This window comes from Occallatibacter sp., from assembly GCF_049582745.1.
Lineage (GTDB): Bacteria > Acidobacteriota > Terriglobia > Terriglobales > Acidobacteriaceae > Telmatobacter.
Genome location: NZ_JBAUUO010000067.1, coordinates 43,223 through 68,125 on the forward strand (window position 1 = coordinate 43,223; position 24,903 = coordinate 68,125).

Below are 24,903 nucleotides of genomic sequence, written 5' to 3' on the forward strand. Positions count from 1 at the left end.
GGATGCTATCACAACGCCAACCCCCTGCAGCGACAGCCGCCATTCCTCATCCCTGTTAGGCTTCGTATCATCTTTGAAAATCTAAGTTTTGTAACAAGGCACGACTTTATAGCTTGGTGAAAAACTCACTCGGACCACCGTCAGCGCAGGTTTTGTAACAAGGGCACGGCTCGGGGAACCCATTTATGGGTCGCGGGCCGCAAATGCAACCAAATGAGTCTCGGGCTTCAGCCCCTGAGCGAAGTTTCAACCGAACCTTCCGCATCAACGGTATTTCATCAACAATCTCAAACCGCTTGTCATCCCGACCGAAGTGGAGGGATCCGCGGTTGCCTTCCATTCATTCCGCCGCTAATCCATCCGAGAAGATTAGTTTTGTATCAGGGCATGACTCTCAGTCATGCCGCAAAGCCGCAAAAAACGCCCGGGCCAGCCCCTGAAATATGCAAGCTCTGAGTTGAAACTTCCGCATCCGCGGTTATGCGGGACCAATGATCGAAAGCGAGCAATCTCGCATTGCCTATCCAATCCCAAATGCGCGTGAGAACCCATGCCGCGACTGTTTTTTAGAGCGATGATCTCGAAGGGTCCCTGCGGTAGGTTTCCGGAGTCGGTTTCTCGATATGATCAATGACGAGAACCTCCACCTGATCTGTGCCGGGGACCAATTTCAGTCCGAGCTGTTCTTCGAGAGCCGTGGAAATCGAGGGAGCGCCGCCTGCCAAGCCGCTCTGGCTGTCCGAAGTCCATTTGAGATCGTAATTGAATGTCTTGGCCCCCAGTCCCGTTTTGTCGATAACGACACCGCCCGTGGGTCCGGCGAGCTTGCTGGCGAGGTCGTTCATTGTGCCGTTGATGGTCCAATTTCGAGGCATAAAGAAAGATGCCCCTGAGCGGAATTCGAGGATCTTCTCCCTCAACTTCGGTCCTCCATGAGCGACGACCAGCTCGTAGACAGGCATTTCGCGGGTTTCGAGGTGCGCTTTGAGCTGATATCGGTCGGCAAGAACCGCTTGCATCATCAACCGCTGTTGTCTCAACTGCTCGTCCATAGGAAGCGTCTTGAACGCCTCCAACTTTTCTCGATCCATCGTGGCCTCCAGAAGGTACCGGTCGGTCCCGCCCCACTCTGGGAGGCCAATTGCCTGGTGCATGCCAAGACCGTATGCGTTGGCGATCAGGTTCAACGACGACACGTTAGAAAACGTCCACCAGTTGGGGATGCCCCACCACAGGAAACCGTCGCCATTATCGGCGGTGGTATCGGGATAGAACATGACCTTGTCAAAGGCCATGGGCGCTGGCGCGACCCTCTGAGCCATCGGGACATTTGAGGGCTCTTGACAATTGGAGGTTGCACCAAAAGTAAGTAGGCAGGTGACGGCGCACAGGGTGCCGATGTAGGCCAATCGGTTGGAACGGGTAAATATGCGCATTCGGCTCACACACCTTTCTCAGTGAATGGAAAACATAACCAATTTGCTCAACTGGGAGCGGCGCAGATAGCACAACTTTGGCTCGCGCTCCTATATCCTCTGAATCGAAAAGATAGACGCGACAATTATAGCGACGCTCGAACCAAGATTATTCTTCGGACGGTACAGTGGCCGGATGGTGGGCTATTGGAAAGTAACCCCTTACCGGGGCCGGCGTTTCCCGAAACGAGGAAACCCGCATGTCAATACCCCGCTTCGGCAGTATCCGCCCTATCTGCCTCATTCCCTTCCGCAAATAATTCTTCCGAACCTTGCAGGTTATTTCTCCGAATTCTCTACACTTATATCAATGTCTAAAAGGTCCACGCATCAGAACGACTCGCTCGCCGCGGTGCGCAAAATCACTCAGATCCGAATTCCACTGAACCAGGCCACCACATTGCGAGACCACCTGCCCCGAAATGGTGCAATCCTCCCGAAAGTCTGCCGCTAAGTTAGATTTTATGAAGACTTTGAGACCTAAGTACAACGCGATGTTTGACATAGGGGACCCCCTTCCGCCTAAGTCATGCGCGCTGACGACTTTACCTGAATTTGTTTTTCTAAAAGCGCAACCGCAAGGTTGCACATTGTTCAAAGCATCACAGTCGGGCATCCCAGGGCTCGGGTGCTCACACCTGGATGCTCTCCGTGGCCGGCAGAATCTCGTCCACGTCAACCCACGCTGTCGGGTAGTTGCCTGTGTAGCACGCCGTGCAGTAGCCATTGTGCTCGCTGCCATCGCAGCACTTCAGCAACCCTTCAAGCGAAAGATAAGCCAGCGAATCGGCCTCAATGTAGCGCCGAATCTCTTCGACGCTGTTGTTGGCCGCGATCAGTTCCTTCTTGCTTGGCGTGTCGACACCGTAGAAGCAAGGCGAAATCGTCGGCGGACAACTGATGCGCAGGTGTACTTCCTTTGCTCCCGCACCGCGCACCATGCGTACGATCTTGCGGCTCGTGGTTCCGCGAATGATCGAGTCGTCGATCAGGATCACGCGTTTGCCTTCAAGCAAGTTATGCACCGGATTGAGCTTCAAGCGTACACCAAAGTCGCGCACGCGCTGTTCGGGTTCAATAAACGTGCGCCCCACATAGTGATTGCGTATTAAACCGAATCGAAACGGAATGCCGCTTTGCTCCGCATAGCCTAACGCCGCCGTCACGCCCGAGTCCGGCACCGGCACCACCACGTCCGCAGGCACTCCCGACTCGCGCGCAAGCTGGCGGCCCATCTGGTCGCGGCTTTCCTGCACCCAGCGGCCAAAGATGCGGCTGTCGGGCCGCGCAAAGTAGACGTGCTCGAAGATGCAGCTCGATTGCGGAACTCCGCTCGCATATTGCCGGCTGGTCAAGCCATCTTCGGTCACCATCACCAGTTCGCCGGGAAGCACATCGCGCTCATATTCGGCGCGCAGCAGGTCGAAGGCACAGGTTTCAGAAGCAAAGACAATCGTCTCAGGCCCGTCTGGGTTTTTGATTCGCCCGATTGAAAGCGGCCGGAATCCGCGAGGATCGCGCGCAGCGAAGATGCGGTCTCGCGTCATCATCACAATCGAGAAGGCGCCTTCAACCTGCCGCAGGGAATCGGCAATGGCATCGACGAGCGTACTGGCTTTGGAGTGCGCAATGAGCTGCACGATGATCTCGGAATCCGATGTGGTCTGGAAGTATGCGCCATCGCGCTCGAGCCTCGCCTTCACATTGCCGAGGTTCACGAGGTTGCCGTTATGCGCAATCGCAATGAGTCCCTTGGTCGAATCCACGCGGATCGGTTGGGCATTCAAAAGGGCGGAGTCGCCGGTAGTCGAATAGCGCGTATGGCCAATCGCCATCCGACCCGGGAGCTTCTGCAGCACTTCATCGGTAAAGATCTCCGACACAAGGCCCATGCCCTTGATGTTGGCGAGGTGCTGCCCATCGGCGGTGGCGATACCTGCTGATTCCTGGCCGCGGTGCTGCAGTGCGTACAAGCCGAGATACGCCATCCGTGCCGCATCGGCATGCCCGTGAATGGCAACAACGCCGCACTCTTCACGCAACTTGTCGTCGTGAAAGGGCACGGCTTTAGCCGTGCCACAGGCCGCGGTGAAAGGCGCCTGGGGCTTCAGAGATGGCGGAAGAACTTGTGCTTTGACCCATTTTGCGTCAGGGCACGACTTTAGTCGTGCCGTAAATCCTGCAGATAAAGCGTGGGGCTTTAGCCCCTGAGCGGAGTTTTCGCCTCGCTCCAATAAACTCAAATCCGCTTCGCCTTCAACCCCCTGAAACAGCAACCGGCTCATGCCGTTACCTCATTGTGGAGTGCTGCTTCAAGAGATTTGGCCCAGGGTTCACGCAGCTCGTCGATTGGCGCCGAGATGAAGGATTGGCCATCAACCGTGATCTCCAGGCGAGTTCCGCCAGTGGTGCCGATGCGCGAGCACATAAAGTTGAACTCCTCAGCGAGCTTCTCGATCTCCGGAATATTCTCTGAGGCCGTTGTTACGAGAACCGTCGATGCTGGTTCTGCAAACAGTCCGAAGAGCGGGTGCACCAAAAGCGATTGCTCCTGATCGACCTTGGCGCCTATTCCCAGCGGGAAGGAGGCCTGGGCCATGGCAACCGCAATGCCGCCGTCACTGATGTCTCGAGCGGAACGAATCAACCTGCACCAGGAGAGCTCAATCAGAAGCTTGTGGAGACCGGATTCTGCTTCGAGGTCAAGCGCAGGAGGAGTACCCCAAAGCGCCCCGATAACCGACTTGCTGAATTCCGAGCTGCCGAAGGTGGCAAGCTCCTTCGAAGGCGAGTCCGTTGTGTCTTCGGGAGCATCCGGAACCGGTGTGGTCAAAGGGCTGGCGACGGGAAACGGAGGATGCGGGTCCAGCCCCGCAAGGATGTATGGATTGATGGGCACCGGTGTGAATGGGACTTCAAGGTGCGGGTTCGGTTCTTCGCCTCGCGGCACCGGCCACAACAGCAGGATAGCGTCACCAGCTTGCTGGAATTCCGCCGGCACGGCTCGAGTCACATCCTCAAGAATTCCCACAATCCCCAGCACCGGCGTCGGATAAATTCCTTCGCCTTTCGTTTCGTTGTACAGTGAAACATTGCCGCCAGTGATCGGCGTTCCTAGCGCCGTGCAGGCTTCTGCAATGCCGTCGATGGCCGCAGAAAGCTGCGCCATGATTTCCGGTTTCTCCGGATTGCCGAAGTTCAAACAATTCGTCGCTGCCACCGGAGTTGCACCAGACATGGCAACCTTGCGCGCAGCTTCGGCCACAGCATGCATCGCGCCCAGCTTGGGATTGAGATAAGCCCAGCGCCCGTTTCCGTCCAGCGCCATAGCCAACCCGATCTCTCCAATTGGCCCCTCAGGTCCGTCCGGCTTGGCGGTTCCCTTGATGCGCATTACGCCGGCCTCGCCGCCCGGTCCAAGCACGGTGTTAGTCTGCACCATGGTGTCATACTGCTCGTGCACCCATCGCTTGGAGCACACGTTGGCGCTTGCCAGGAGTGCCTTGAGATCGGCGAGGTAATCGCGATCCTGCTCCAACGCGATGATCGCTTTATCTGGAGGATCGGTCGGCACCGGTGCCTTCCATTTCCCAACTGGCCGGTGATAGAGCGGAGCATCATCGGTCAACGACTGGTTCGGAATATCCGCAACCAGCACGCCATGATGGCGGATGCGCAACCGCGGTTCCGGCTGCACCGTACCCACGATGACCGCGTCAAGTCCCCACTTGGCAAAAACGCGGAGCACTTCGTCTTCACGTCCTTTTTCAGCGACCAGCAACATGCGTTCCTGGCTCTCGGAGAGCATGATCTCGTAGGCGCTCATGCCGGTTTCGCGTTGCGGAACGAAGTCCAGTTCCACATCGAGTCCCACGCCGCCCCGCGCACCCATTTCGCAGGTCGAGCAGGTGAGGCCGGCGGCGCCCATGTCCTGGATGCCGACGATGGCGCCTGTCTTCATTGCTTCGAGACATGCCTCGAGGAGCAGCTTCTCCATGAAAGGATCGCCGACCTGAACGTTCGGCCGTTTCGCTTCGGTGCCTGCGTGGAATTCCTCGCTGGCCATCGTCGCGCCGTGGATTCCATCGCGGCCGGTCTTTGCGCCAACATAGATCACCGGGTTGCCGGTGCCGGTGGCCTTGGCGTAGAAAATCTCGTCTTTGCGGACCATTCCGAGTGCAAATGCATTCACCAACGGATTGCCGCTGTAGCAGGACTCGAACTTCGTCTCACCGCCGAGGTTCGGCACGCCAAAGCAGTTGCCGTAGCCCGCAATGCCGCTCACCACGCCCTCAACTACGGAGTGGTTTTTCTGCACCAGATCCTGCTCCACGCCCGGCTCCGGCAATATCGGCCCAAAGCGCAGTGAATCCATCACCGCAAGTGGCCGCGCGCCCATGGTAAAGATGTCGCGCAGAATTCCGCCAACGCCCGTTGCCGCGCCCTGGTAAGGCTCGATGTAGCTGGGATGATTGTGGCTTTCGATTTTGAACGCGCAGGCCCACCCGTCACCCACGTCGATGATACCGGCATTTTCGCCTGGCCCCTGCACCACGCGGTCGCTCTTTGTTGGCAGCCGCTTCAAATGCACACGGCTCGATTTGTACGAGCAGTGCTCGCTCCACATCACGCTGAAAATACCCAGCTCGGTAAGAGAAGGGACGCGTCCCAGTGCCGTCAGAATCCGCTCGTACTCATCCGGAGTGATGCTGTGCTGAGCCAGCAACTCCGGGGTTATCACGACCGGATCGGGAACGACTGCAGAAGAGGCAGTAGTCATCACGATTGCCTCCATTGTCGCACGGGATTTCGGAACCGGCGCGCGTAGGGCCTGGAGAAAGGACTTAGCAAAAGGACCTGGCCAGAAACGGCTCTCTCTGCCGGCAGAGCTCGGGTAGCCTCGAAAGCAATCGCTGTGCGATACTTTCCATGCGCCCCACCTTGGCCGGGATGGCGGAACTGGCAGACGCAGCGGACTCAAAATCGGCTTACTAAAAATAAAATCCACTATAAACGATTGAATATAAACGGCTTGCTTTGATGTCATGCATGGCGCAGGACTTGCGCAACCCTTGCACACTTTTGTGCTTCTATAGAGAAGCAGGAGGTGCAGCCGCATGGCAGAGCATCACACCATCCTCGGTGGCAAAGTTCACGTCTACAAACGTCCGAACAGTTCGAGTTGGCAATGCGCGACCTATCTGGCCGGAAGGAACCGGCGCACGACGACCAAAGAAGACAGCCTGTCGAAAGCAAAGGAGTTCGCGGAAGACTGGTATTTGCAGTTGCGCGGCAAACTCCGCGACGGTGAGTTGAAGACCGGCAAACTGTTCCGCGACGCTGCGAAGTTGTATCTGCGCGAGTTTGACATCATGACGCAGGGACAGCGCAGCGCGAAATATGCGAGTGGACAGCACGCGCGTGCCAATGGCTATCTGATCCCGTTCTTCGGCAGCATGGTGCTACCTGAGATCACGGCGGGCAAGGTCAACGAATATCGCGTCCATCGACTTGAAGAGAGCAAGGCCTTGCGCGGCAAACCTCCAGCGCGTAGCACCATGCACCAGGAGATCGTGACGCTGCGGCAGATTTTCAAAACAGCTCTGCGGCACGGATGGGTCGATCATCTCCCGGATTTCTCAGCGCCATATCGCGCGTCCCCGAAGATTTCCCATAGAGCGTGGTTCTCCCCGGAAGAGTACAGGCAGCTTTATGAGGCAACGCGGAAACGTGTCCAGGACCCAAAGCAGCCCCGTTTTCGTTGGGAAGCGGAACAACTTCACGATTATGTTCTGTTCTCCGCTAACACCGGACTCCGCCCCGATGAGGCGAGGCGTCTTCAGTTCCGCGATGTGACTGTGATCGAAGACGAGGGGAGCGGCCAAACCATCCTTGAGATCGAAGTACGTGGCAAGCGAGGCGTTGGCTATTGCAAGAGCACAACAGGTGCCGTGCATCCGTTCGAGCGGTTGAAAGCGCGCCTGCGTCCAGACGGAGGGCCGGGAAGAGCAGGCAGCCGCACCGCATCAATGGCCAACGGTGAGTGGCACGCGCCCGGACCCACTGATCTTCTGTTCCCGAAATGGCCACGCGAGTTGTTCAACGCAATCCTTGAGGAAGAAAAGCTCCGCACCGACCGTGACGGAAGGCCGCGAACGGCCTACAGCCTGCGCCACACCTACATTTGCCTCCGCCTGCTTGAAGGTGCCGACATCTATCAGATTGCCAAGAACTGCCGGACAAGCGTGGAGATGATTGAGAAATACTATGCAGCACATTTGAAGACGCAGCTCGATGCTTCCGCTATCAACGTCATGAGGCCACGGTCGAAGAAGAAGACGGTTCCCAAGAAAGGCCCCGGACGAGTCGAGGCCGTTCGTTTGGCTGAGGAAGCCTAGACCAGCACTGCTTGTTTTCAGATTAACTTGAATATCCAGTGAGCCAGGATGGAACCATCCTGGCATGGCTTTTGGGCCGGAACCGGCCCCACTCCGGCCCGGAACCGGGCCAAGCACTGCCAATCGCTTGCATACGAGAGTGCGCTGCGTTTCTCAGTTCAGATCACTTGCCCCTTCCCTGAATACGATTCGGAAGTAGACCTAAATTTCTTCTTTCATCAAGTGCCCCCGCTTCATGCGGCCTTATGGCAGAGCCGGTCGGAACCCGTCAAGGGTGTTCGCTGACGCTCCATGAACGCGCAATAAGCGCGCGCCCTTGACTGAACCCGCCTCGCCTCCGCCCGCCGCGTAAGACATGAAGCGGGGCACTCAACGAAAGAAATTTGGTTGAGAGCCAAAGGCAAAAAGCCCTCCTTCAGATTCCGCCCCACGCGGGCAGCACAGGAGAGCGAATCGTCATGGCACATCGCAACTACCGTAACGCAGCCAGCAGGCCAAGCATCTACCAGACCGTCACCGAGCGCATTATTTCCAGCCTCAAAGCCGGCGTGATTCCGTGGGAAAAGCCGTGGAAGACGCCGCGCTATGTTGGCGGCCCATTCCCGCGCAACTTCTATACCGGGAAGCCCTACCGTGGCATTAATGTCCTTCTGCTTTGGTCGAGTGAGTACGGTTCTCCGTTCTGGCTTACCTTCAAGCAGGCCCAGGCATTGAAAGGCAGTGTCCGCAAAGGCGAGCACGGTACGCCGATTGTCTTTTATAAGCAGCTTCCCGAACGCGCCACGAAAGACGGGGAAGCAACGAGCGAGGATGAGCGCGTTCCCTTCGTTCTTTGCCATTACACGGTTTTCAACGTGGAGCAGTGCGACGGCCTCACGCTTCCTGAAATCTCGCAGCCTGCCATTGCGCCAGAGATCGACGAAGACGAACTCTGCGAAAGCATCGTTACCGGATGGGAGAACCGCCCCGCTCTCTATCTCAACAGCCCAAGCGAGTGCCGTGCTTACTACCGGCCCTCTACCGATTCCGTCCACATGCCCGCACGTTCCCGCTTCGTCGATGCGCCGCACTATTACAGCACGCTCTTTCACGAGCTGGTACACAGCACCGGCCACGAGAGCCGTCTGCATCGCATCTTTGGCGACCGCTTCGGAGATGAGCTTTACAGCAAGGAGGAACTGGTCGCAGAGATGGGCGCAGCCTTTTTTTGCGCAATCGCCGGGATTGCCAACGAGCGCATCGACCGCAACACCACTGCTTACATCCAAAACTGGATTGCCGCGCTGGAAGAGGATAACCGGCTCATCGTTCATGCAGCCGCCAACGCGCAGAGAGCCGTGGGCCTGATTCTCGGCAGCACGTTTGAGGAAGAGAAGGAGGCAGCCGAAAACGTCGGGGATGCCACTGACAGCGGCGTCCCCGAGGTGACAGGAGTTCTGTCATTGAGTGATTAGCCGCATCGTCGCACGTGCCTTCATACCGCGTCTACTTTGTGATCGATTTGCAGCATCGGCTCAGGTGATTCCAAAGCGGTAGCCCAATTAAGCGCAGACTTTTCATCCGGCGAGAGCAGGAGCATACTCGATATACAGTCTGCTGGCCAGCCATAGACCGGGAGCTATACTCTGCGCCGTCGAAGGGAATAGCTGTGAAAAACGAAATAGAAGAAAAACTGCGCCGCCTTCTCAAGGGCGATCAAATCACTGATGAACCCAAGGTGACATATCTCCTTGCGGAATGCCGCAAACTCTTTGAGCATGACAAGTCGTTAAGGGCAATGCTTCCGACGCTTGAGTTTTATTGCAATTGGGCGCTGCACACTCAACTCAGCCGGGCAGGAGCGCAAGCATTCTTGTCCAAGGTTGACCCGATCCTGACGATGAATGGGGAATTTGATCAAGCCCAGCACGATGCGCTCCATGCGCTACTGACTCTGGAGACGTTTCGTTTGGAACTTCGCATTTTGTTGGGGCAGATCGGTGCGAACCAGTCAATTTGTGATGATCAGGGAAAATGGATGAGCTTCCTGATGCTCTACTCGCACGTTGTGGAGAATTCGGAACTGACCTTGGAAAAGACGGCTTCTACAAATAAGACAGCGATGTTGGCGGTGAAGAGAGTCACCATTCGCCCGATCCGCTCGGCTGATCTTGTTGGGGAAACTGCCTGCGTATTTCCAATGATCTGGATGGTCGAATATGAAGACGGACGCATTGGCCAATTCGAGTTGAGCAACTTAGGGTTGCTCGGCGCAACTCTTACGCTGGTCGATCCGGCGTCGGCGGCTGCGACCGTGACCACATATGAAGAGAAGGCGGAACGATGAGAAGGTCCGCCGCTGCCAACGAAAAATAGGCAGCGGCTTTCCTCTCATGATTTGCTTTCCCGTCCCAAGAGCACAAAGACTCGGAAAACGCGCTCTGCATTTATTTAGGTGGTACGGCCCCTAGCTGGAGGAGGCCACCACTTCATCTGGCGAAAGGACAGTGATGTCGCTGAACCGGCGAAAGTCCTTGGCGTTGAGCGTCAGCAAATTCGCAATACCGTGCACGTGCATCGCGGCCACCATTCGGGCGTCATGGACCTGGATACCAGAGACGCCCGCCGCAACTACGATTTTCCGCCACTCTTGATGTGTTGCTTCGCTGTCGGCGGCAAAAGAGAATTTGGCTTCGATCAGAGTTGCGCGCTCATCCGTCTCTGCAACAGAGAATCCGAACCCATTCCGATCAGCCGGTCGAGTGCAGACGTTCCAGAATTCAGCTAGATTTTGGGATGTGTAGAAGAGGTCCGCCCCGCGTTCCCAAAGACGATCTGTACATTGCCGGATGGTGCCATATTCGGGGCTGTCCGGCTGAACGAGGCGGAGCAGAATGTTCGTGTCCACCAGGTAGGACAAGCCGGGCATCAGGCGTGCTCACCATAGATCATTTCGCGGGAGAAGGTCTCTGTTCGCAGTTGCGGGACATTAGGCGCTTTGCTCGCAAGGGCATCCAGAAAGTCGCGAAATTCTTGCTGGCTTGCGCGCCCATGCGCTTTGCTCCTAGAAGCGATTGCCTCCTGAAGGAGCCTCTGTGCATACAACTCCAGTGCAATGCCGCGAGCCAATGCTTCAGCGGCAAGCTGTCTTTCCATCTCCGGGTTGAGTTCAACACGAATTGTCATGGCAGTCTCGCTTCCTACTTATTATCGGACGGCTGTTGGCAAAAGTCGATCCGTGTTTGATTTAGGGGGATTCGCACGCGAAATGTGCGATTTGCCCAGCCTTCCGGTTCGATCTCCGTCGAGCTACTGCTCCGCCGCTTGGCCCGATCTCACAGGTTTCACCGAATCAATTGGTTCTGAAATTGCTCGTGCTCACCGTTGGTGCCGAGGTAACCGGAGCCTGGATCTTAATCTCAAATGTCGTTCCATTTGGCAAGTCAAGACGCATCGTCTCTTCGTTTCCCGTAGCGGTCGTCATTTGCCCAAGTTCAATCTGCACGGTAATTTCCCGAGAGCCAAGGAATTTTGCGACTTGTCCCGACTCGGTTTCTGCTCTTGGATAAAGCTCTGCGAACAGTTGCTGAGCGAGCCCTACGGCGTCTCCACGTAGAGTGGGGGACAAGTGCGTGATCACCGAGGCAAGCTTGTCATCCTTAAACGCAATTTCCCAAAAATCTGTCGGCCCCGAAACGGCTTTCTTTTCCACCAGCCACACTTCAATCTGGCCCCCACCAATGTCTTCCTTCGTAAGCTTGTAGTTATTCGCCAAACCGCTCAGAGCAACGTCCCGAACCGTTCCGATTGCAACCCTTGAAATGTCCAATGAACTCTGGTCAACGGAGTTTGATGCCGGTTGCGTTGCTTCCTCACTGGTCCGCTGTGGTCCCTGGCTGGCCACCGAAAGCTGTGACGGAGAAAGCTGGTCATTGACGTTAGAGCTGTTCAGCGCAAACTTAATCGCCTTTGCAGCGCACCCATCTGAATCCATCGCTCCAGCGACCCAAGGCTCGTCATCTGTCTGTTTAGTCTTCTTGAATGCCCGCAAGAAGTCCAAACCTTGGGGAGTCACATCGAATTCATATCTAAACTGAAGCGGGTGGTCCAGTTGTTGCTGGTAGATTCGCGTACCGATTACCCATCTGCGCCGGCATTCGGATTTATCCATCTTCGGTTTATTGCAGTAGCTATCATCTGGCGGCAGTTTGTAATAGGAAGGTTCGCCAAATTCGATTACGCCGGTATACCGGCCACGCGTCGATGGGCGAGGTTCGACGTTCCAAAGGACGTTCAACGGAGGACCATACACGTCAGCGAAGCCCTCAGCGTCGGGAGGTGATCCGAGCACCGGGCAGCTCTTAATTGACTCCGCAACGGCGCGAAGTTCCTCGGTCGCGCGTTGTTCGCCGGCATCCATATCCGCTATCGATACTCCGATTGGCAATTGAGAATCAGGTCCCCGCATGACGCCCGTCCCAGGACTGTGAGCGGCTGGCTGAACCGTGGATTGACTCGCGCCGCCTGGGGTTCCGGCTGACCGGACGCTCGGCTTCCATTCGTTGCTCGTCGCAGTTGGTGCGGTGTCCGGTACACAAATCCAATTCCAATGACTCCTTCCGTTGCCATCGCTGACACACTGAGGCGTAACATCCTTGCAGCCGATCGGAGGGATGGGCTTGATCGGTTTTATCGCGCACTGACCGCTAGCTAGCGCGGTGGCGAAGAGAATGAGCGAAGCGGAGCCAAGTACACGAATCATGAATTCTCCTTTGCCTGCGGTCCGGGGGCGTCAACTTGGAATAGGGAGACAACTTCATGTTCAATCGCCCCGCTCGACTAAGTCAACGGTATGTGTGACTCATCGGAAGTGTACGGAGAGAATCACGGACCCCAAATACGGCACATTGGCTAGGGTTGGTAGCGCCAGAGATCATTGAGATACCCAACCGTGCCTGTTGACTCGTAGCCGAGTCCGCCGAATAGCCATAGATTACCGCTACTGTCTCTCCATGAGACTGCGCCCTCCCGACCACCTGGAACATTGCCGGTCGAAGCGGAACCGAGCGTCCCATAAACGCCGCTTGCATTACCAGTATTGCTGCCGCTCATCCAAGCCCAAGTTTTTGCGGTTGGGCTAAATTTCCAAAGGTCGTTAAATTGGTTGCCGCCGCCGAAGAGCCAGAGATTCCCGCTTGCATCAATCCAACTCACGGCGTTCGACCGGGCACCGGGAACATTCGCTGCGGAGGCGGTTCCCAATGTGCCGTAGACGCCGTTGGCACCGGCAGCGTTACTCCCGCTGACCCAGGTCCACATCTTGGTTGTAGGACTGAACTCCCAGAGATCGTTCAGAGAGCCGGTACAGGCAAATCCGCCGAACAGCCAAAGGTTACCGCTGCTATCGATCCAACTGGTGGAGTTCTGCGAAGTCTCGCCTCTGCCACCGGGAACGTTTGAGGTAGAACCAACGCCGAGCGTCCCGTAGACTCCTGGTAAACAATCAGGCGAACCATTCACCGAACTGGACCCGCTAACCCATGACCACAACTTCGTTGTGGGACTAAACTCCCAAAGGTCGTTGAGGTCACTACCGCCAAAAAGCCAGAGGTTGTTGTTGGCGTCGATCCAGTTCGCGGCGGCCTCGCGCGCGCCGGGCACGTTGCCAGGAGCCGCAACGCCTTCTGTACCATAGACTCCGTTTCCCTCTGGCGTACTTCCAGTATTGCTCCCGCTGACCCAGGTCCATTCCTTTGTTGAGGGATTGAACTGCCAAAGATCATTGAGAAAGCCATTGGGCGCGTCTTGGCCGTTTCCACCAAAGAGCCAAAGGTTGCCGCTGGTGTCGATCCAGCTAACTGCGCCAAAGCGTCCTCCAGGGACATTGGACGCAGCGGCGATACCCTGAGTCCCGTACACGCCAGGTTGGCTGCCATTGGACGAAGGCGCGGTACTGCTGCCACTCACCCAAGTCCACATTTTGGTTGTGGGACTAAACTCCCAAAGATCATTCAGACCGAAAGCGAGTGTACCTTTCGAGTCGTATCCCATTCCGCCAAACAGCCAGAAATTACCGCTGTTGTCGGTCCAGCTTGAAGCGAACTCACGCCCACCAGGAACATTGCTCGCGGAGGCGATCCCCAGGGAACCGTAGACGCCCGACGCGCCGCCAAATTTCGCGGCCACAGCATTGCTGCCGCTCATCCACGTCCACTCATTGGAAGTGCTGGGCGGCGGCGTGGTCCCGCCTCCTCCACCGGTTCCGGTACTCGTGCTTCCGCCGCCGCATGCGGTGAGAAGGACGGTGAAGGAAAGAAGCACTTGCAGGCAACAGGAATCAAGCTTTTGGGCAGTCATGGATGCTCTCTTTCGCTTCCGTTTTGTAGCACAGGCACCGGGTCATAGCCTATCCCACTTTAGTCAGTCGTCATGGCCCAGTAAGAACCTCAGAGCAATACCAGTGTGACTCATTGGCTGTGTACGCATCGGCTACCACGCCTAACCATGATAGATGATGCCGCTCGACATTCGAATCCGCTTTGGCCGTGCCCTTCGCCGTATCCGCGAAGAACAGGGCATCAATCAGGAAGAGGCTGCGGAGCGGTGCGGACTTCACAGAACGTATTACAGCGGCATCGAGCGCGGTGTGCGCAATGTTTCACTGGTGAACATCGAAAGGGTTGCAAGGGGACTGAAAACCGCCTTGCCTGACCTGTTTCGCCGCATCTGAGACCTGCTAACGGAGCCGTCATCATTCAGATTTCCGGTGCGCACTGCACCTTCATGCTTCGCCAAGTTTCCGTCGCACCCGCACGCCACACAACGAACTCATTTCTGTTATCACCTTGTCCAATCAGCCAAAGGTTCGTTATTTCGTCTGGGATATTCGGCAGGATCGCCGGTGGTGCAAAGCTGGTTAGGGCAGTCCAGGCCAAGCCGTTGCTCCCGTCAATACAGACGACAAGGTGACGTTCAGTGGTTTGCGCTGCACTCAGTTTCCGGCGATTGTCTTGTTTCAAAGCCTCCCGTTCCCCTGCCTCAATCGCAAGACTCGGCCCAACTGCGCCGCCGCCAATTGGGCCTGCGATGCATATAGTTGGTTCACGGTCTGAAGAAACAACTCCGCCGCCAGTGATTTCTAGATGGCAGCAGGCTTTCTGAACAGATGGAGACCTGCTCACGCAATAGAACCTGTCGATCCCTTCCTGCTCCAATGCCGCAAGGTAGAAGTCAGCATCGGTTCTGATCCTGCGGATAGATGCTCCTTTGGTCGGGAAGATGATCCAAGTCCTTTTGCAGACTTTTGCCAGAATGGTTGATCCGCCCGCTCTTTTACCGTGGATTGCGCCTACCGTTTTCATTAAGGCTTCGTCCATCGCGGCGGTGACCTCCACGGCGGCAGTGGTTCCGTTGTTGTAACGCAAGTCGAAATCATATTCTCCGTGGGATTGGGTCAAACGGTAGTCCAGTCTCGCGCCGGGGAAAATCGCTTCGAGAACACGCTTCGCAATCGCTTCTGATTGATTCATTGGCTCATACACTCCTTCGTCAGACCGGCCTCTTGTTGCCGGTCCCCTGCATTCCACGGTATAAAGAATTGAGAGTGATGGCAAATCTGAGAACCCATAACCGTAACAATGCCATAACGCACCTGGCGATGCCCGAGCGTCAGATTCCGGTGCTAATCGAATCCCCTTCTGAGAAGGCAGAGGGATTCGTGCCCTCAATTGCTTGGAGCGACAAACCATTGACGAGTGTGCGGCGCTTGCAGCCGTCGTTTGTGGACGGACTGGAAAATTCAGGTAAGCGTAGGGAAATTGAGAAGGAACATGGAGCCATCAAAGCAGCAGAGTGGAATCGGCTGCGTGAAATGCTGGCATTGAAAGACCGCTTGAACTCCGGGGATTGGTCCCCTGTCACTTCGCCAGATGTAGTTTCAGAACTGAGCAAGGCGCTGAATCCGTTGGCAGCACTCCTCAACACGATCAGTCCTGGGGGTTGGCTTATCGAAGAAGACAATTCTGGAAGGCGGACGTACAGATCGGTTTCCGGCAATGCGCGAGCCAGTATCTCATTTGAAATGGAACTTGGAATATTCCCGTTGGCGGCTGCAGTCGCCGGATCATCCGTTCAAAAGCGGAGACCGAGCACTCGGTCTGATTCAGGGCCACCCGACAAAAAGAATGAAATATGGAGTACGAAAATCGGCATCAGCGGAACCTACAAGACGGCAGCATTTGCTCTCTCTGAGGCATTCACGGCGGGATTGAGCAAGACCCGATTTGTGGTTTGGTGGCATGAGGCATCAAAGAAGTTCGCACCGGGTCTCTTCTGCCCAGACATCGTGACAGCCTTGTACGCGTTGGCTATGTGGAGCAGTGGGACTGCGGGAGGCTGGGCAATCTGTCAGAGGTGTCGCGAGAATTTTGCCCGCAAGCGGACGAGACAACTTTACTGTTCCACTCAGTGCCAAGCGGCAGCGGCAATGAAACGTCTTCGGGAAAAACGGAAGCAAGATAAAGGGAGGTTTGAATATTGATTTTCCCCGGATAGCTGAATGATAAGCCGGAGCGATGAGGCCGGTGTCAAGGCTCTTGACCGCGAAGCGGCGCGCAAACGCGCGGCCTTTACTCCGGCCGAGCTTCGGCTACGCTGGTGCTATCCGAGGAACGTCAATTTTGAAAGCCTACGGAAAGGAGAACCGATGAAGTTCTCGGAGATCGCTAACCGTCTGACAGGTATCTCAACGCCAATTGGAGGGGCATCTTGGCAGCCTGCCGAGATGGAGATCGCCGCAGCCCGCCGGGTAATCGCCTTCCTTGAAGACCGACGCGTACTGTACGAGCCGACCGAGATGGAGGTACCTTCGCACTGCGTGCACTCGGTGATCGAAATCCGGCATTGCCTTAGCGATGAGCTGGGCAAGCTGGACGGCAAGAACTCTGAGCTGGCCGCAACTCTGCGGGCGATGCGGGCGGCCTGCCGGAAGTTCCTTGAGCGGGTGGGGACCGACGGACGGGAAGGCATCCACCACGCCAACGGCTGGGGCTTCCATAGTTGGACCTTCGGGAGCGCACTCGGGGAGTTGCGGGGGACGTTCGGCATCCATGTGGCGAAGATCGCCGCCGCGTTCAAGCTGGACGTGGAGGACCGGCTGGCCTCCATCCTGCCTGCGAATGCCGACGCTGACACCGGCGACGATGACCGGCTGTTTCGCAGACTGTATCTCTGAGCTTCGCCGGGGGCAGATCGATTATCAGGGTCGGAGTTCAGTGTCAGGACGGGCATCCCAAGACCGGCGCTGCCTTCGGCATCGGCAGGAGGGGTGACACGTCACCCCAGCTTGGGTGCTGCGCAGTAACCGGGGGTTCCTGTCGGGGAACGTGCTGAAAACAGGCGGCTAAGAGAAAAAATCTGAAAATCGGGTTACTATAACAGCAAGCGAAAGTTGCTGTGGGGTAACTCGATGGTGCTGGCCCCCTTAGCTCGAAATCGCTTCCGTTCCCCCTTCTGCGGCCCCTCAAGCAAGCCTGCCCGCAACATGCGCCCGGCGTGTGTCCCCGATCCAAAATCCAGTCCAGGCGGTGCTCTCTGAAGCCGCCGCTTCGCACCAAATCCGTTGGCACGAAGGTGAGCGAGGCGGAGTTCGCCATGCTGGAAGAGCGTGCGCAGACAGCTGGGCTGACGCTGTCGGAGTGGGTGCGCGAGGTGCTGCTGGCTGCTCCGATGGACGGCGCTGGGGAGACCGGCGAGGTCATCCTGGCCGAGGTTCTGGCGCTGCGGACGCTGTTCCTGAATCTTCAGTTCCGGCAGGCGCAGGGTCCGATGACGGAGGCCGAGATGCGCGGGCTGATCGAGCGGGCCGACGCGGTGAAGGGAGAGCGAGCACGGGAGCGGATCGAAGCGGCGCGGAGTCAGACCAGGAAGCAGGCCGGTGTCCAGGCTGAGAAGCCGGAGGCCGGAGAGACACAGGCGGAGGAGGTTTGAGCATGGCGGAATGGGGCCGGAAGCAGTACGCGAAACCGTGGCCGAGCCGGGCGCACGTGTGGACGTGGGGAGCATTTTTTCTTAGCTGCCTGTTCTTCGTGTTCATGACGTGGCGGGATGGGCGGGTGAACTGGACGGCGGCGGAGCGGCTGTACCTGTCCGATTACTTGAAGAGCGGAGCGCGGTCGAAGCTCCCGGCAGCGAAGGCGCGTTACACGCTGCTCGAAGGGATGACGACGAAGGGCGAGCCGGTGCTCGTGACAGGCGACGAGATCGAAGCAGTGAAGGGCCAGGACGGGCGCTACGGGTACGTGCTGACCGACCAGGGAATCAAGGATGGACTGACGCGGTTGCAGTGGACGACGGGGGTGTTCAACGACCGTGGACTGCATGAGCTGATGGGAAGTTACGTCTTCCAGAACCAAACGCTGTGGGACTTCGTGAAGCGGCCCACGTACTGGACGCTGGCGTTCTTCGCCGTGCTGCTGTTCATGGCCGTGCCGAAGGACCGTGCGCGGCGGATGGTCTGGAAGTTCGGGCGGCGGCTGCGGGGGCCAGAGTTAGTCACGACGGCGGAGTTCAACGAGAAGCTGGGCCGGAAGAAATGGCTGACGACTTACTACCCGGACGGAATCGCGCTAATAAATTTAGAGCAGACGTGGGTTGACCGGCTGATGCGCCGGGACCGTGGCCGTTGGGTCCGCATCCCGAAGGAACGCGAGGCAATGCACGTGCTGATCGTGGGCGACTCGGGGACGGGCAAGAGCGCGGCCATCCGGCAAGTGCTCGCGCAGATCGCCGACCGGGGAGAGACGGCCATCGTGTACGATCCGGCGCTCGAATACCTGCCGCAGTTTTACTCGGAATCGCGGGGTGACATGGTGTTGAATCCCCTGGACGCGCGGTGTCCGTTCTGGACGCCGGGCGACGAAGTGCCGCATGAGGCGGAGGCGCTGACGGTAGCGGCTTCTCTGTTCCCGGATCGAGGCCGCGAGAACCAGTTCTTCGTCGATGCGCCAAGGAAAATCTTCGCGCACCTGATCAATCTGAAACCCACGCCGGAGCAGTTGACGTACTGGATGTGCCACGAGGAGGAGATCGAAAAGCGGGTGCGGGGTACGGAGCTTGCAGCGATGATCCACGCGACGGCTCCGCCGCAGCGGTCGGGCGTGCTGGGGTCACTCAACATGGTTGCGGATGCGTTCAAGCTCCTTCCATCGGAACGGGAAACGGAGCGGCGCTGGAGCGCGTGTGCGTGGAGCCGGGAGCGGCGCGGGTGGCTGTTCCTCACGTCGAAGCCGACCATGCGTGAGCGGCTGCGTCCGCTGATGAGCCTGTGGCTGGACCTGTTGGTGTTGCGGCTGATGAACGAGGGCGGGAGCGGGGCGCGGAAGACGTGGTTCGTGCTGGACGAGATGGCGACGCTGCAACGGTTGCCGCAATTGACGACGGCAATCACGGAGGGCCGGAAATCGAATAACCCGATGGTCCTCGGCTTCCAGGGCAAAGCACAAGTGGAGGCGCTGTACGGGCACATCGCCGAGGCCATGCTGTCGCAGCCCGCGACGAAGTTCTTCTTCAAAACGAGCGAGCCTCATGCGTCGGAGTGGATCTCGAAATCCATCGGCGAAGTGGAGGTAGAACGGTTCCGAGATAGCCGGACGCGGGGCGTGTTCCCGCATCAACGGGAAAATGAGCAGCGGGAAATTACGCGCGAGCCGCTGGTCATGGCTTCGGAGATCGGCGGGCTTGAACCGCTGCACGGGTATTTGAAACACGGCAACCTGGTTGTGCGGATGCGGATACCGTATCTCAAACTGGAGGAGCCAGCGGAGAAGTTCATCGAGCGGAAGCTGACGACGCCGGCGATGCCGACGACAGAGCCGGAGCCGGTTGCAGCGCCGCCACGAAAGCCGGTACGTTCCGTCCAAAAGAAGCAGGAGCAAGCGCAGCAGCCAGCGGCGGTGAACGAGCAGACGCCGTTCTTCGAGTGAAAAATCGCAAGTGGATGAAAAACTCGCTATGGCCCCCTATAGATGAGGGGGTACAAAAAGCTCCCTGAAATCATCCAAGAGGTAAGTCCTTATGACTAGCAACGCACAGCAATATCGCATCGAGCGCAAGGGCGCTCTGGAATACATCGTGATTCGTTGTCCGAATGGGCATCTGAGCCAGGGTCAGAAGGTCGATGACCTGAAAATCAAGCAGACGTTGACTTGCACGAATACAACCTGCAATGCCCAGTGGACGGCGGTTCTCCCGTCCGTTTTGGGTTACGAGGCTGTCGAGTGATTACGCTGTCGAAACCTATCAGTGCAGGCCAGGCTCGGGCTTACCACCGGGAGGAGTTCTCGAGTGCACGTGAGAACTACTACACAGAAGGCGAGCGCGTGCGCGGCGAGTGGCAGGGTCAGCTTGCCACTCGTTGGGGCTTGCAGGGTGAAGTTCAGGAACAGCAGTTCGCGCGCTTGGCCGAGGGGCAGCACCCGGAGACAGGCGAGCAGTTGGTACGGCATCAGACGGCGCGCGAGTATGTGAACGCGCAGGGCGACACGGTGCGCACGATGGAGCACCGGGCGGGATGGGATGCGACTTTCAGCGCACCGAAATCCGTCTCGCTGACAGCGCTTGTCGGCGGCGACGACCGCGTGAGAGACGCGCACAGAGAGAGCGTGAAGGTTGCGCTCGACGAGATGGAGAAATACGCGCAGGCACGGATGGGCGGCAACGTCCCGGCGCAGACGACGGGCCAGTGGGCCTTCGCCAAGTTCGAGCATGACAGCAGCCGACCTGTTGACGGTTATGCAGCGCCGCAGTTGCACACGCACGCGGTGATCTTCAATATGACCGAAACGGCGGACGGCCAGACGCGCGCTCTTCAACCGCAGGAGCTTTATAAGACGCAGCAGTACGCCACGGCGGTGTATCGCTCGGAGCTTGCGGCCAGGTTGCAGCAAATCGGCTACGAGATCGAGCGCGGCGAGCATGGGCAGCCGGAGATCAGGGGCTACACACGCGAGTATCTGGAGGCCTCGAGTCCGCGGCGGCAACAGATCGAGAAGCACATGGAGGCGGCGGGTGTGCGCGGGGCTGGCGCTGCGCAGATCGCGGCTCATCAGACGCGCGATGCCAAGCAACCGCTCTCGCATGAAGACGTGCGAGCGCAGCATCAGCGACTCGCAGCCGAACACGGCCACCAGCCGCAACACGTTGTCAAAGAAGCGGCGCAGCGGCCCGGTGTGGAACTGAAGCCGGAGCAAGCGGGAGTTGCCGCGCACGAGGGTGTGAGCTATGCGCGCGAGCGCGGCATGGAGCGCGAGGCCGTGGCCGATGAAAGAACGCTGATGCGCGATGCCCTCAAGCACACAATGGGCGAGGCAAGGTTGCCGGAGGTGCGCGCCGAGTTCGAGCGGCGTGCAGAACGCCAAGAACTGATCGAAGTGGAGCGCAGGCCGGGACTCGCAGGCCGCGCGTTCACGACCGGCGAAATGCAGGGTTACGAACGCGAGTTGATCGAGCGGATGAAGCTGGGCCAGGGCACGCGCGAGGTATTGGCAGACGGCCAAGTACGGCAGCGGACGATGGAGCAGCATCCGCACTTGAGTGCGAGCCAGCGGAACGCGGTAGAGGATGTGCTGACGAGCCGTGACCGCATGATGGCGCTTGAAGGCGTAGCCGGGGGCGGAAAAACGACTTCCTTAGCGGCTGTCCGTGAAGGGGCCGAGCGTGCGGGCTATCAAGTGGAAGGACTCGCGCCAACATCGAGGGCCGCGCAGAAACTCGCGGAAGCGGGCATCGAGACGCAAACTTTGCAAAGGCATCTTGCACGGGGTGAGCAGCAAGACGACGGACAGAAACGGCTTTACGTGGTCGATGAATCGAGCATGGCGAGCACGAAGCAGTTGCACACGTTCGTTGAGCGGCTGAAAGAGAACGACCGCGTACTGTTCGTGGGCGACGTGCGCCAGCATGAGGCGGTCGAAGCAGGACGGCCCTATGCGCAGTTGCAGGAAGCGGGACTGCGCACAGCCAGACTGGATGAAATCATTCGGCAGAAAGACCCGATGCTCAAAGAGGCCGTGGAGCAGCTTGCGCGCGGCGAAGTGCGCGAAGCCATCGGCAATCTGAACAATCAGGGCCGCGTACACGAAATCGGCGACCGGCAGGAACGCATCAGCGAAATCGCCCGCGAGTACGTGCGCTCGCCGGAGCGGACCTTGGTTGTGTCGCCTGATAACGCATCCCGCCGCGAGATCAATGAAGCCATCCATCGCACGATGCAGAGCGAGGGCAAGGTGTCGCACGATGAGCAGCGCGTACACGTGCTCTACGCGCGGCAGGATGTGACCGGCGCGGACCGGCAGCACGCGCAGAACTACGAGAAGGGCGACGTACTGCGCTACTCGAAAGGCAGCAAGCCTCTCGGCATCGAGCCGGGAGAGTACGCGCGTGTGTCGCGCGTGGACCGCGAAAGCAACACGCTTACAGTGAAGCGGCACGGCGGAGAAGAGCTAAGTTACGATCCGCGCCGCTTGCAGGGTGTGACGGTATACCGCGACAGCGAGCGTAAGTTCGCGCAGGGCGACCGCGTGCAACTCACAGCCCCGTACCATGAACAGAAACTCGCTAACCGCGAACTGGCGACCATTGAGCGGATCGAGGGCGACGGCAATCTGAAACTCCGCACGGAATCGGGGCGCGAGGTCGAGTTCAACGCGAGACAGCATCCGCATCTCGATTACGGTTATGCGGTGACGAGCCACAGCAGCCAGGGCCAGACCGCCGACCGCGTGCTGATCCACGTGGACACGGAACAGGCTCCCGGCGAACTCGTCAACAGTCGCATGGCTTATGTTTCGGTGTCGCGCGCTCAGTTTGACGTGCAGATGTACACGAACGACGCGAAGGCGCTGGGATACGAACTGAGCCGTGACGTGTCACATCCGACGGCGCTCCAGCAAGAGCAAGGAGCGGCACAGAAAATCGAGCCGCAGGCGGAGAGCATACAAGCCACGCAAGGCTTGAGCGTGGGCTGATGAATGTCGTCTGCTGCTTCGCAGGCATTCACCATCAGGCGAAGAATTCCGCTGGACGCGACGCTGTTTTGCGGCTGCTAGTGGTCGCAAGCGGCTACGATGTTGGCTCGAATGGTCATACAGACAGTGCGGGTCATGGGACGACTCAGAGGTACAATCGGAGCGAAGATTATATGACGCGTTCATCTCGAAACTCACTGTGTCGTTACGTCGCCGGAGCGGTAGCCGAGGCTGCGATTGAAGACTTGCGTGTGAACCTGTTCAACTATTCTGGTTTCCCGCAGATAACCGTCTCTTGCCACTCGGAAGATCTGTTTGACATCGCGCTCAGTTGGGAAACGCACCAGACTCAATTTCAGCTAACCGATGCTCAAGCAAAGGCGGCGGTCCGAAAATTTAAGTCCGGCACCGGCTACGAACGCTCTATTTTTGACAAAGTACAAGAGGCGCTGGCAGCACTTGAAGCAAAAGTCTCGGCAGGTCGCAGAGGTGTCCCAATTCCTGCATCTACCCTCTGAGCAAATGACAGCGATTTCTCGGCCAGCGGCCCTCTTCGAGACGGGAGCAGGTATCTGAAGGTCACTGAGAGTCGGCGGCATCCTTGTAGCAAACCGCTTTGAACAAACGTGCAATAGGGGTGCCCGGCTGCGTATGCCTCAAAACTCCATCCTCAGCCTGATAAAGGTCAGCGCCGCAAGTTCCAGCAATCTTTAGGCCGTCAAATAAGACGTAGAAGCTGTTGGCACCGTGCGCACCGTACTCCACCGAAATTAGCTTTCCATCGACCGTGAATTGTCGAGCGATTCTAAACGTCACCTGTACACGCCGAGGCCTATGGTTCGGAGTGTCCACAGCCAGCTCACATTCCACCGTGGTTAGTTGTGTCCACCCTTGGGCTAGGAAGTGGAAATAGCACCCTCTGTCTCCCATTTTGTCCACATTCTCTGCCGAGTGGATCGACACCGCTGGGGTTCCGTCTCCCCATAGAACGTGATCGATAGGAAACGCTAAACCTATCGGTCCTTGGTAAGGATCGACACTGAGCTGATTTGCACGCACGGTAAAAAGCTCTCCGGTGAACGCGAGAACGGGTTTTGTGGGATCGCCATTTGAAAATGACGCTATGGTCTCGTTGCCCTTTTGCATCACAGTGAGAGCGTCACATTTGATTGCTGGCGTGTCCTGAATAGCCGACAAATCATGAATGTCTGTCTGGTTTCCGGTGCAAGTCCCCTTGTACGTCAAGGGAAGGTCGCTTTGGCCCCAAGCAGTTCCGGCCATCATTACCAACAACACCACAGCGAGTTTTTTCATCATCGCTTCGTTTCACAATCTCCATCGACGGCATCTTGGCTCTAGGGGCAGTCTAGCGCACTCGTTGACAGCTGTTTGACTCAAGGTGAGCTGATTCCCGGAACTGCAATGGAAATGGCGGGTCTTCGGTCAAGCTTCTTTTGTGGTCTAATAAAGATGTTGGCTTGATGGCGGAATCGGCATACGCGGTGGTCTCAAAAACCATTGGGAGCAATCCCGTGTGGGTTCAAGTCCCACTCAAGCCACCAGATCACTCCAGCCCTCTGCCTTTCCCCAAAAACTAATGCAAAGATTCCCAGGGTGATCAGTCAGGGTCCGAGACTGATTCTTGTAAAAAAAGTCGAGATTTACACATTTTCTTTCACAGTTTCTAGCGTCTCGTATTTATCGCGCTGAAAATAATATAGTTACTGGCAGACGCAGCGGACTCAAAATCCGCCGACCCTTGCGGTCATGGGGGTTCGACCCCCCCTCCCGGCACCAACAAAAAAAAGAATTTAGATTGAATTAGCCTCCCGAAATCAGAGAGGCCAAAATCGTTTGGTGGCTGTTCTGATGGCTGTTGGTTGCGACCGTGAGCAAACCGCGAACAAGAAGCCAAGGAAAATCGGATCTCGCCGGTGCATTGGCCTGAAGTTGACAACGCAGATCTTTGGGGATTGGAGGATGCTCCTCTTGCTTACCGAGGGGAGGTGCGCTATTATCGCTCGGTAA

General features: G+C 57.6%; 20 protein-coding genes and 1 tRNA gene. 12 read left to right on the forward strand and 9 right to left on the reverse strand.

From position 1 onward, the window contains the following. Positions 1-566: 566 nt before the first annotated feature. The 3 genes from WCA10_RS11050 to purL all read right to left on the reverse strand — a co-directional run bounded on the left by WCA10_RS11050 (position 567) and on the right by purL (position 6,255). Positions 567-1,322, reverse strand: a complete 756-nt coding sequence (locus WCA10_RS11050) for a TIGR03435 family protein (RefSeq protein WP_472822575.1) — start codon at positions 1,320-1,322, stop codon at positions 567-569. A 785-nt stretch (positions 1,323-2,107) separates the two neighbouring features. Next, the gene (gene purF, locus WCA10_RS11055; RefSeq protein WP_472822576.1) at positions 2,108-3,760 is read right to left on the reverse strand and encodes an amidophosphoribosyltransferase; all 1,653 of its coding nucleotides are present in this window, start codon (positions 3,758-3,760) and stop codon (positions 2,108-2,110) included. After that, positions 3,757-6,255: a phosphoribosylformylglycinamidine synthase subunit PurL gene (gene purL / locus WCA10_RS11060; protein WP_472822577.1), complete on the reverse strand. Its 2,499-nt coding sequence runs from the start codon at positions 6,253-6,255 to the stop codon at positions 3,757-3,759. The genes purF and purL overlap by 4 nt, the downstream gene beginning before the upstream one ends. A 337-nt stretch (positions 6,256-6,592) precedes the next feature. On the opposite strand from purL, the gene WCA10_RS11065 reads away from it, so the two are divergent. The 3 genes from WCA10_RS11065 (at position 6,593) to WCA10_RS11075 (ending at position 10,199) form a co-directional block, all read left to right on the forward strand. Further along, complete coding sequence (locus WCA10_RS11065; RefSeq protein WP_472822578.1) at positions 6,593-7,873, forward strand: tyrosine-type recombinase/integrase; 1,281 nt, start codon at positions 6,593-6,595, stop codon at positions 7,871-7,873. Between the two features lie 458 nt (positions 7,874-8,331). Beyond that, entirely contained in the window at positions 8,332-9,327 is a 996-nt protein-coding gene (locus tag WCA10_RS11070; RefSeq protein ID WP_472822579.1) for an ArdC family protein, read from the forward strand. Positions 9,328-9,521: 194 nt separating this feature from the next. Continuing rightward, positions 9,522-10,199, forward strand: coding sequence for a hypothetical protein (locus tag WCA10_RS11075; RefSeq protein WP_472822580.1), 678 nt, complete (start codon positions 9,522-9,524; stop codon positions 10,197-10,199). Positions 10,200-10,319: 120 nt separating this feature from the next. On the opposite strand, the gene WCA10_RS11080 is transcribed toward WCA10_RS11075, so the two are convergent. The 4 genes from WCA10_RS11080 to WCA10_RS11095 all read right to left on the reverse strand — a co-directional run bounded on the left by WCA10_RS11080 (position 10,320) and on the right by WCA10_RS11095 (position 14,209). After that, positions 10,320-10,781 (reverse strand): type II toxin-antitoxin system VapC family toxin, encoded by a 462-nt coding sequence (locus tag WCA10_RS11080; protein ID WP_472822581.1) that lies wholly within the window; start codon positions 10,779-10,781, stop codon positions 10,320-10,322. Beyond that, a complete protein-coding gene (locus WCA10_RS11085) occupies positions 10,781-11,038 on the reverse strand; it encodes a hypothetical protein (protein ID WP_472822582.1) in 258 nt (85 codons plus the stop codon). Before WCA10_RS11085 ends, WCA10_RS11080 begins: the two co-directional genes overlap by 1 nt. Before the next feature lie 166 nt (positions 11,039-11,204). Continuing rightward, a complete protein-coding gene (locus WCA10_RS11090; protein ID WP_472822583.1) occupies positions 11,205-12,272 on the reverse strand; it encodes a hypothetical protein in 1,068 nt (355 codons plus the stop codon). Between the two features lie 491 nt (positions 12,273-12,763). Further along, the gene (locus tag WCA10_RS11095) at positions 12,764-14,209 is read right to left on the reverse strand and encodes a Kelch repeat-containing protein (protein ID WP_472822584.1); all 1,446 of its coding nucleotides are present in this window, start codon (positions 14,207-14,209) and stop codon (positions 12,764-12,766) included. A gap of 154 nt (positions 14,210-14,363) precedes the next feature. Between WCA10_RS11095 and WCA10_RS11100 the strand changes: the two genes are divergently transcribed. Beyond that, entirely contained in the window at positions 14,364-14,582 is a 219-nt protein-coding gene (locus WCA10_RS11100) for a helix-turn-helix domain-containing protein (RefSeq protein ID WP_472822585.1), read from the forward strand. 25 nt (positions 14,583-14,607) lie between these two features. On the opposite strand, the gene WCA10_RS11105 is transcribed toward WCA10_RS11100, so the two are convergent. Next, entirely contained in the window at positions 14,608-15,381 is a 774-nt protein-coding gene (locus tag WCA10_RS11105) for a hypothetical protein (protein ID WP_472822586.1), read from the reverse strand. 77 nt (positions 15,382-15,458) lie between these two features. On the opposite strand from WCA10_RS11105, the gene WCA10_RS11110 reads away from it, so the two are divergent. The 7 genes from WCA10_RS11110 (at position 15,459) to WCA10_RS11140 (ending at position 23,393) form a co-directional block, all read left to right on the forward strand. Continuing rightward, positions 15,459-16,391: a hypothetical protein gene (locus WCA10_RS11110; RefSeq protein WP_472822587.1), complete on the forward strand. Its 933-nt coding sequence runs from the start codon at positions 15,459-15,461 to the stop codon at positions 16,389-16,391. Between the two features lie 165 nt (positions 16,392-16,556). Next, on the forward strand, positions 16,557-17,084 hold the full coding sequence (locus WCA10_RS11115; RefSeq protein ID WP_472822588.1) for a DUF6650 family protein: 528 nt from the start codon (positions 16,557-16,559) through the stop codon (positions 17,082-17,084). A gap of 320 nt (positions 17,085-17,404) precedes the next feature. Next, positions 17,405-17,839 carry a plasmid mobilization protein gene (locus WCA10_RS11120; RefSeq protein ID WP_472822589.1) on the forward strand — a complete coding sequence of 145 codons (435 nt, stop codon included), beginning with the start codon at positions 17,405-17,407 and terminating at the stop codon, positions 17,837-17,839. Between the two features lie 2 nt (positions 17,840-17,841). Then, entirely contained in the window at positions 17,842-19,833 is a 1,992-nt protein-coding gene (locus WCA10_RS11125) for a type IV secretion system DNA-binding domain-containing protein (protein WP_472822590.1), read from the forward strand. 91 nt (positions 19,834-19,924) lie between these two features. Next, a complete protein-coding gene (locus WCA10_RS11130) occupies positions 19,925-20,131 on the forward strand; it encodes a hypothetical protein (RefSeq protein ID WP_472822591.1) in 207 nt (68 codons plus the stop codon). Next, complete coding sequence (mobF, locus tag WCA10_RS11135) at positions 20,128-22,875, forward strand: MobF family relaxase (RefSeq protein WP_472822592.1); 2,748 nt, start codon at positions 20,128-20,130, stop codon at positions 22,873-22,875. The genes WCA10_RS11130 and mobF overlap by 4 nt, the downstream gene beginning before the upstream one ends. A gap of 173 nt (positions 22,876-23,048) precedes the next feature. Next, positions 23,049-23,393: a hypothetical protein gene (locus WCA10_RS11140; protein WP_472822593.1), complete on the forward strand. Its 345-nt coding sequence runs from the start codon at positions 23,049-23,051 to the stop codon at positions 23,391-23,393. 61 nt (positions 23,394-23,454) lie between these two features. Here WCA10_RS11140 and WCA10_RS11145 read toward each other — a convergent pair whose 3' ends face one another. Next, positions 23,455-24,192 (reverse strand): hypothetical protein, encoded by a 738-nt coding sequence (locus WCA10_RS11145; protein WP_472822594.1) that lies wholly within the window; start codon positions 24,190-24,192, stop codon positions 23,455-23,457. Between the two features lie 158 nt (positions 24,193-24,350). Between WCA10_RS11145 and WCA10_RS11150 the strand changes: the two genes are divergently transcribed. Beyond that, a tRNA-Leu gene (locus WCA10_RS11150) sits at positions 24,351-24,437 on the forward strand. Positions 24,438-24,903: the final 466 nt, after the last annotated feature.

Bases quoted from the DNA above. Each gene is read 5' to 3' on its own strand.
- WCA10_RS11050 (WP_472822575.1), bottom strand. From the start codon at position 1,322: ATGGCTCAGAGGGTCGCGCCAGCGCCCATGGCCTTTGACAAGGTCATG.
- purF (WP_472822576.1), bottom strand. From the start codon at position 3,760: ATGAGCCGGTTGCTGTTTCAGGGGGTTGAAGGCGAAGCGGATTTGAGT.
- purL (WP_472822577.1), bottom strand. From the start codon at position 6,255: ATGACTACTGCCTCTTCTGCAGTCGTTCCCGATCCGGTCGTGATAACC.
- WCA10_RS11065 (WP_472822578.1), top strand. From the start codon at position 6,593: ATGGCAGAGCATCACACCATCCTCGGTGGCAAAGTTCACGTCTACAAA.
- WCA10_RS11070 (WP_472822579.1), top strand. From the start codon at position 8,332: ATGGCACATCGCAACTACCGTAACGCAGCCAGCAGGCCAAGCATCTAC.
- WCA10_RS11080 (WP_472822581.1), bottom strand. From the start codon at position 10,781: ATGCCCGGCTTGTCCTACCTGGTGGACACGAACATTCTGCTCCGCCTC.
- WCA10_RS11085 (WP_472822582.1), bottom strand. From the start codon at position 11,038: ATGACAATTCGTGTTGAACTCAACCCGGAGATGGAAAGACAGCTTGCC.
- WCA10_RS11090 (WP_472822583.1), bottom strand. From the start codon at position 12,272: ATGGATGCCGGCGAACAACGCGCGACCGAGGAACTTCGCGCCGTTGCG.
- WCA10_RS11095 (WP_472822584.1), bottom strand. From the start codon at position 14,209: ATGACTGCCCAAAAGCTTGATTCCTGTTGCCTGCAAGTGCTTCTTTCC.
- WCA10_RS11100 (WP_472822585.1), top strand. From the start codon at position 14,364: ATGATGCCGCTCGACATTCGAATCCGCTTTGGCCGTGCCCTTCGCCGT.
- WCA10_RS11105 (WP_472822586.1), bottom strand. From the start codon at position 15,381: ATGAATCAATCAGAAGCGATTGCGAAGCGTGTTCTCGAAGCGATTTTC.
- WCA10_RS11110 (WP_472822587.1), top strand. From the start codon at position 15,459: ATGGCAAATCTGAGAACCCATAACCGTAACAATGCCATAACGCACCTG.
- WCA10_RS11115 (WP_472822588.1), top strand. From the start codon at position 16,557: ATGAAGTTCTCGGAGATCGCTAACCGTCTGACAGGTATCTCAACGCCA.
- WCA10_RS11125 (WP_472822590.1), top strand. From the start codon at position 17,842: ATGGCGGAATGGGGCCGGAAGCAGTACGCGAAACCGTGGCCGAGCCGG.
- WCA10_RS11130 (WP_472822591.1), top strand. From the start codon at position 19,925: ATGACTAGCAACGCACAGCAATATCGCATCGAGCGCAAGGGCGCTCTG.
- WCA10_RS11140 (WP_472822593.1), top strand. From the start codon at position 23,049: ATGACGCGTTCATCTCGAAACTCACTGTGTCGTTACGTCGCCGGAGCG.
- WCA10_RS11145 (WP_472822594.1), bottom strand. From the start codon at position 24,192: ATGATGAAAAAACTCGCTGTGGTGTTGTTGGTAATGATGGCCGGAACT.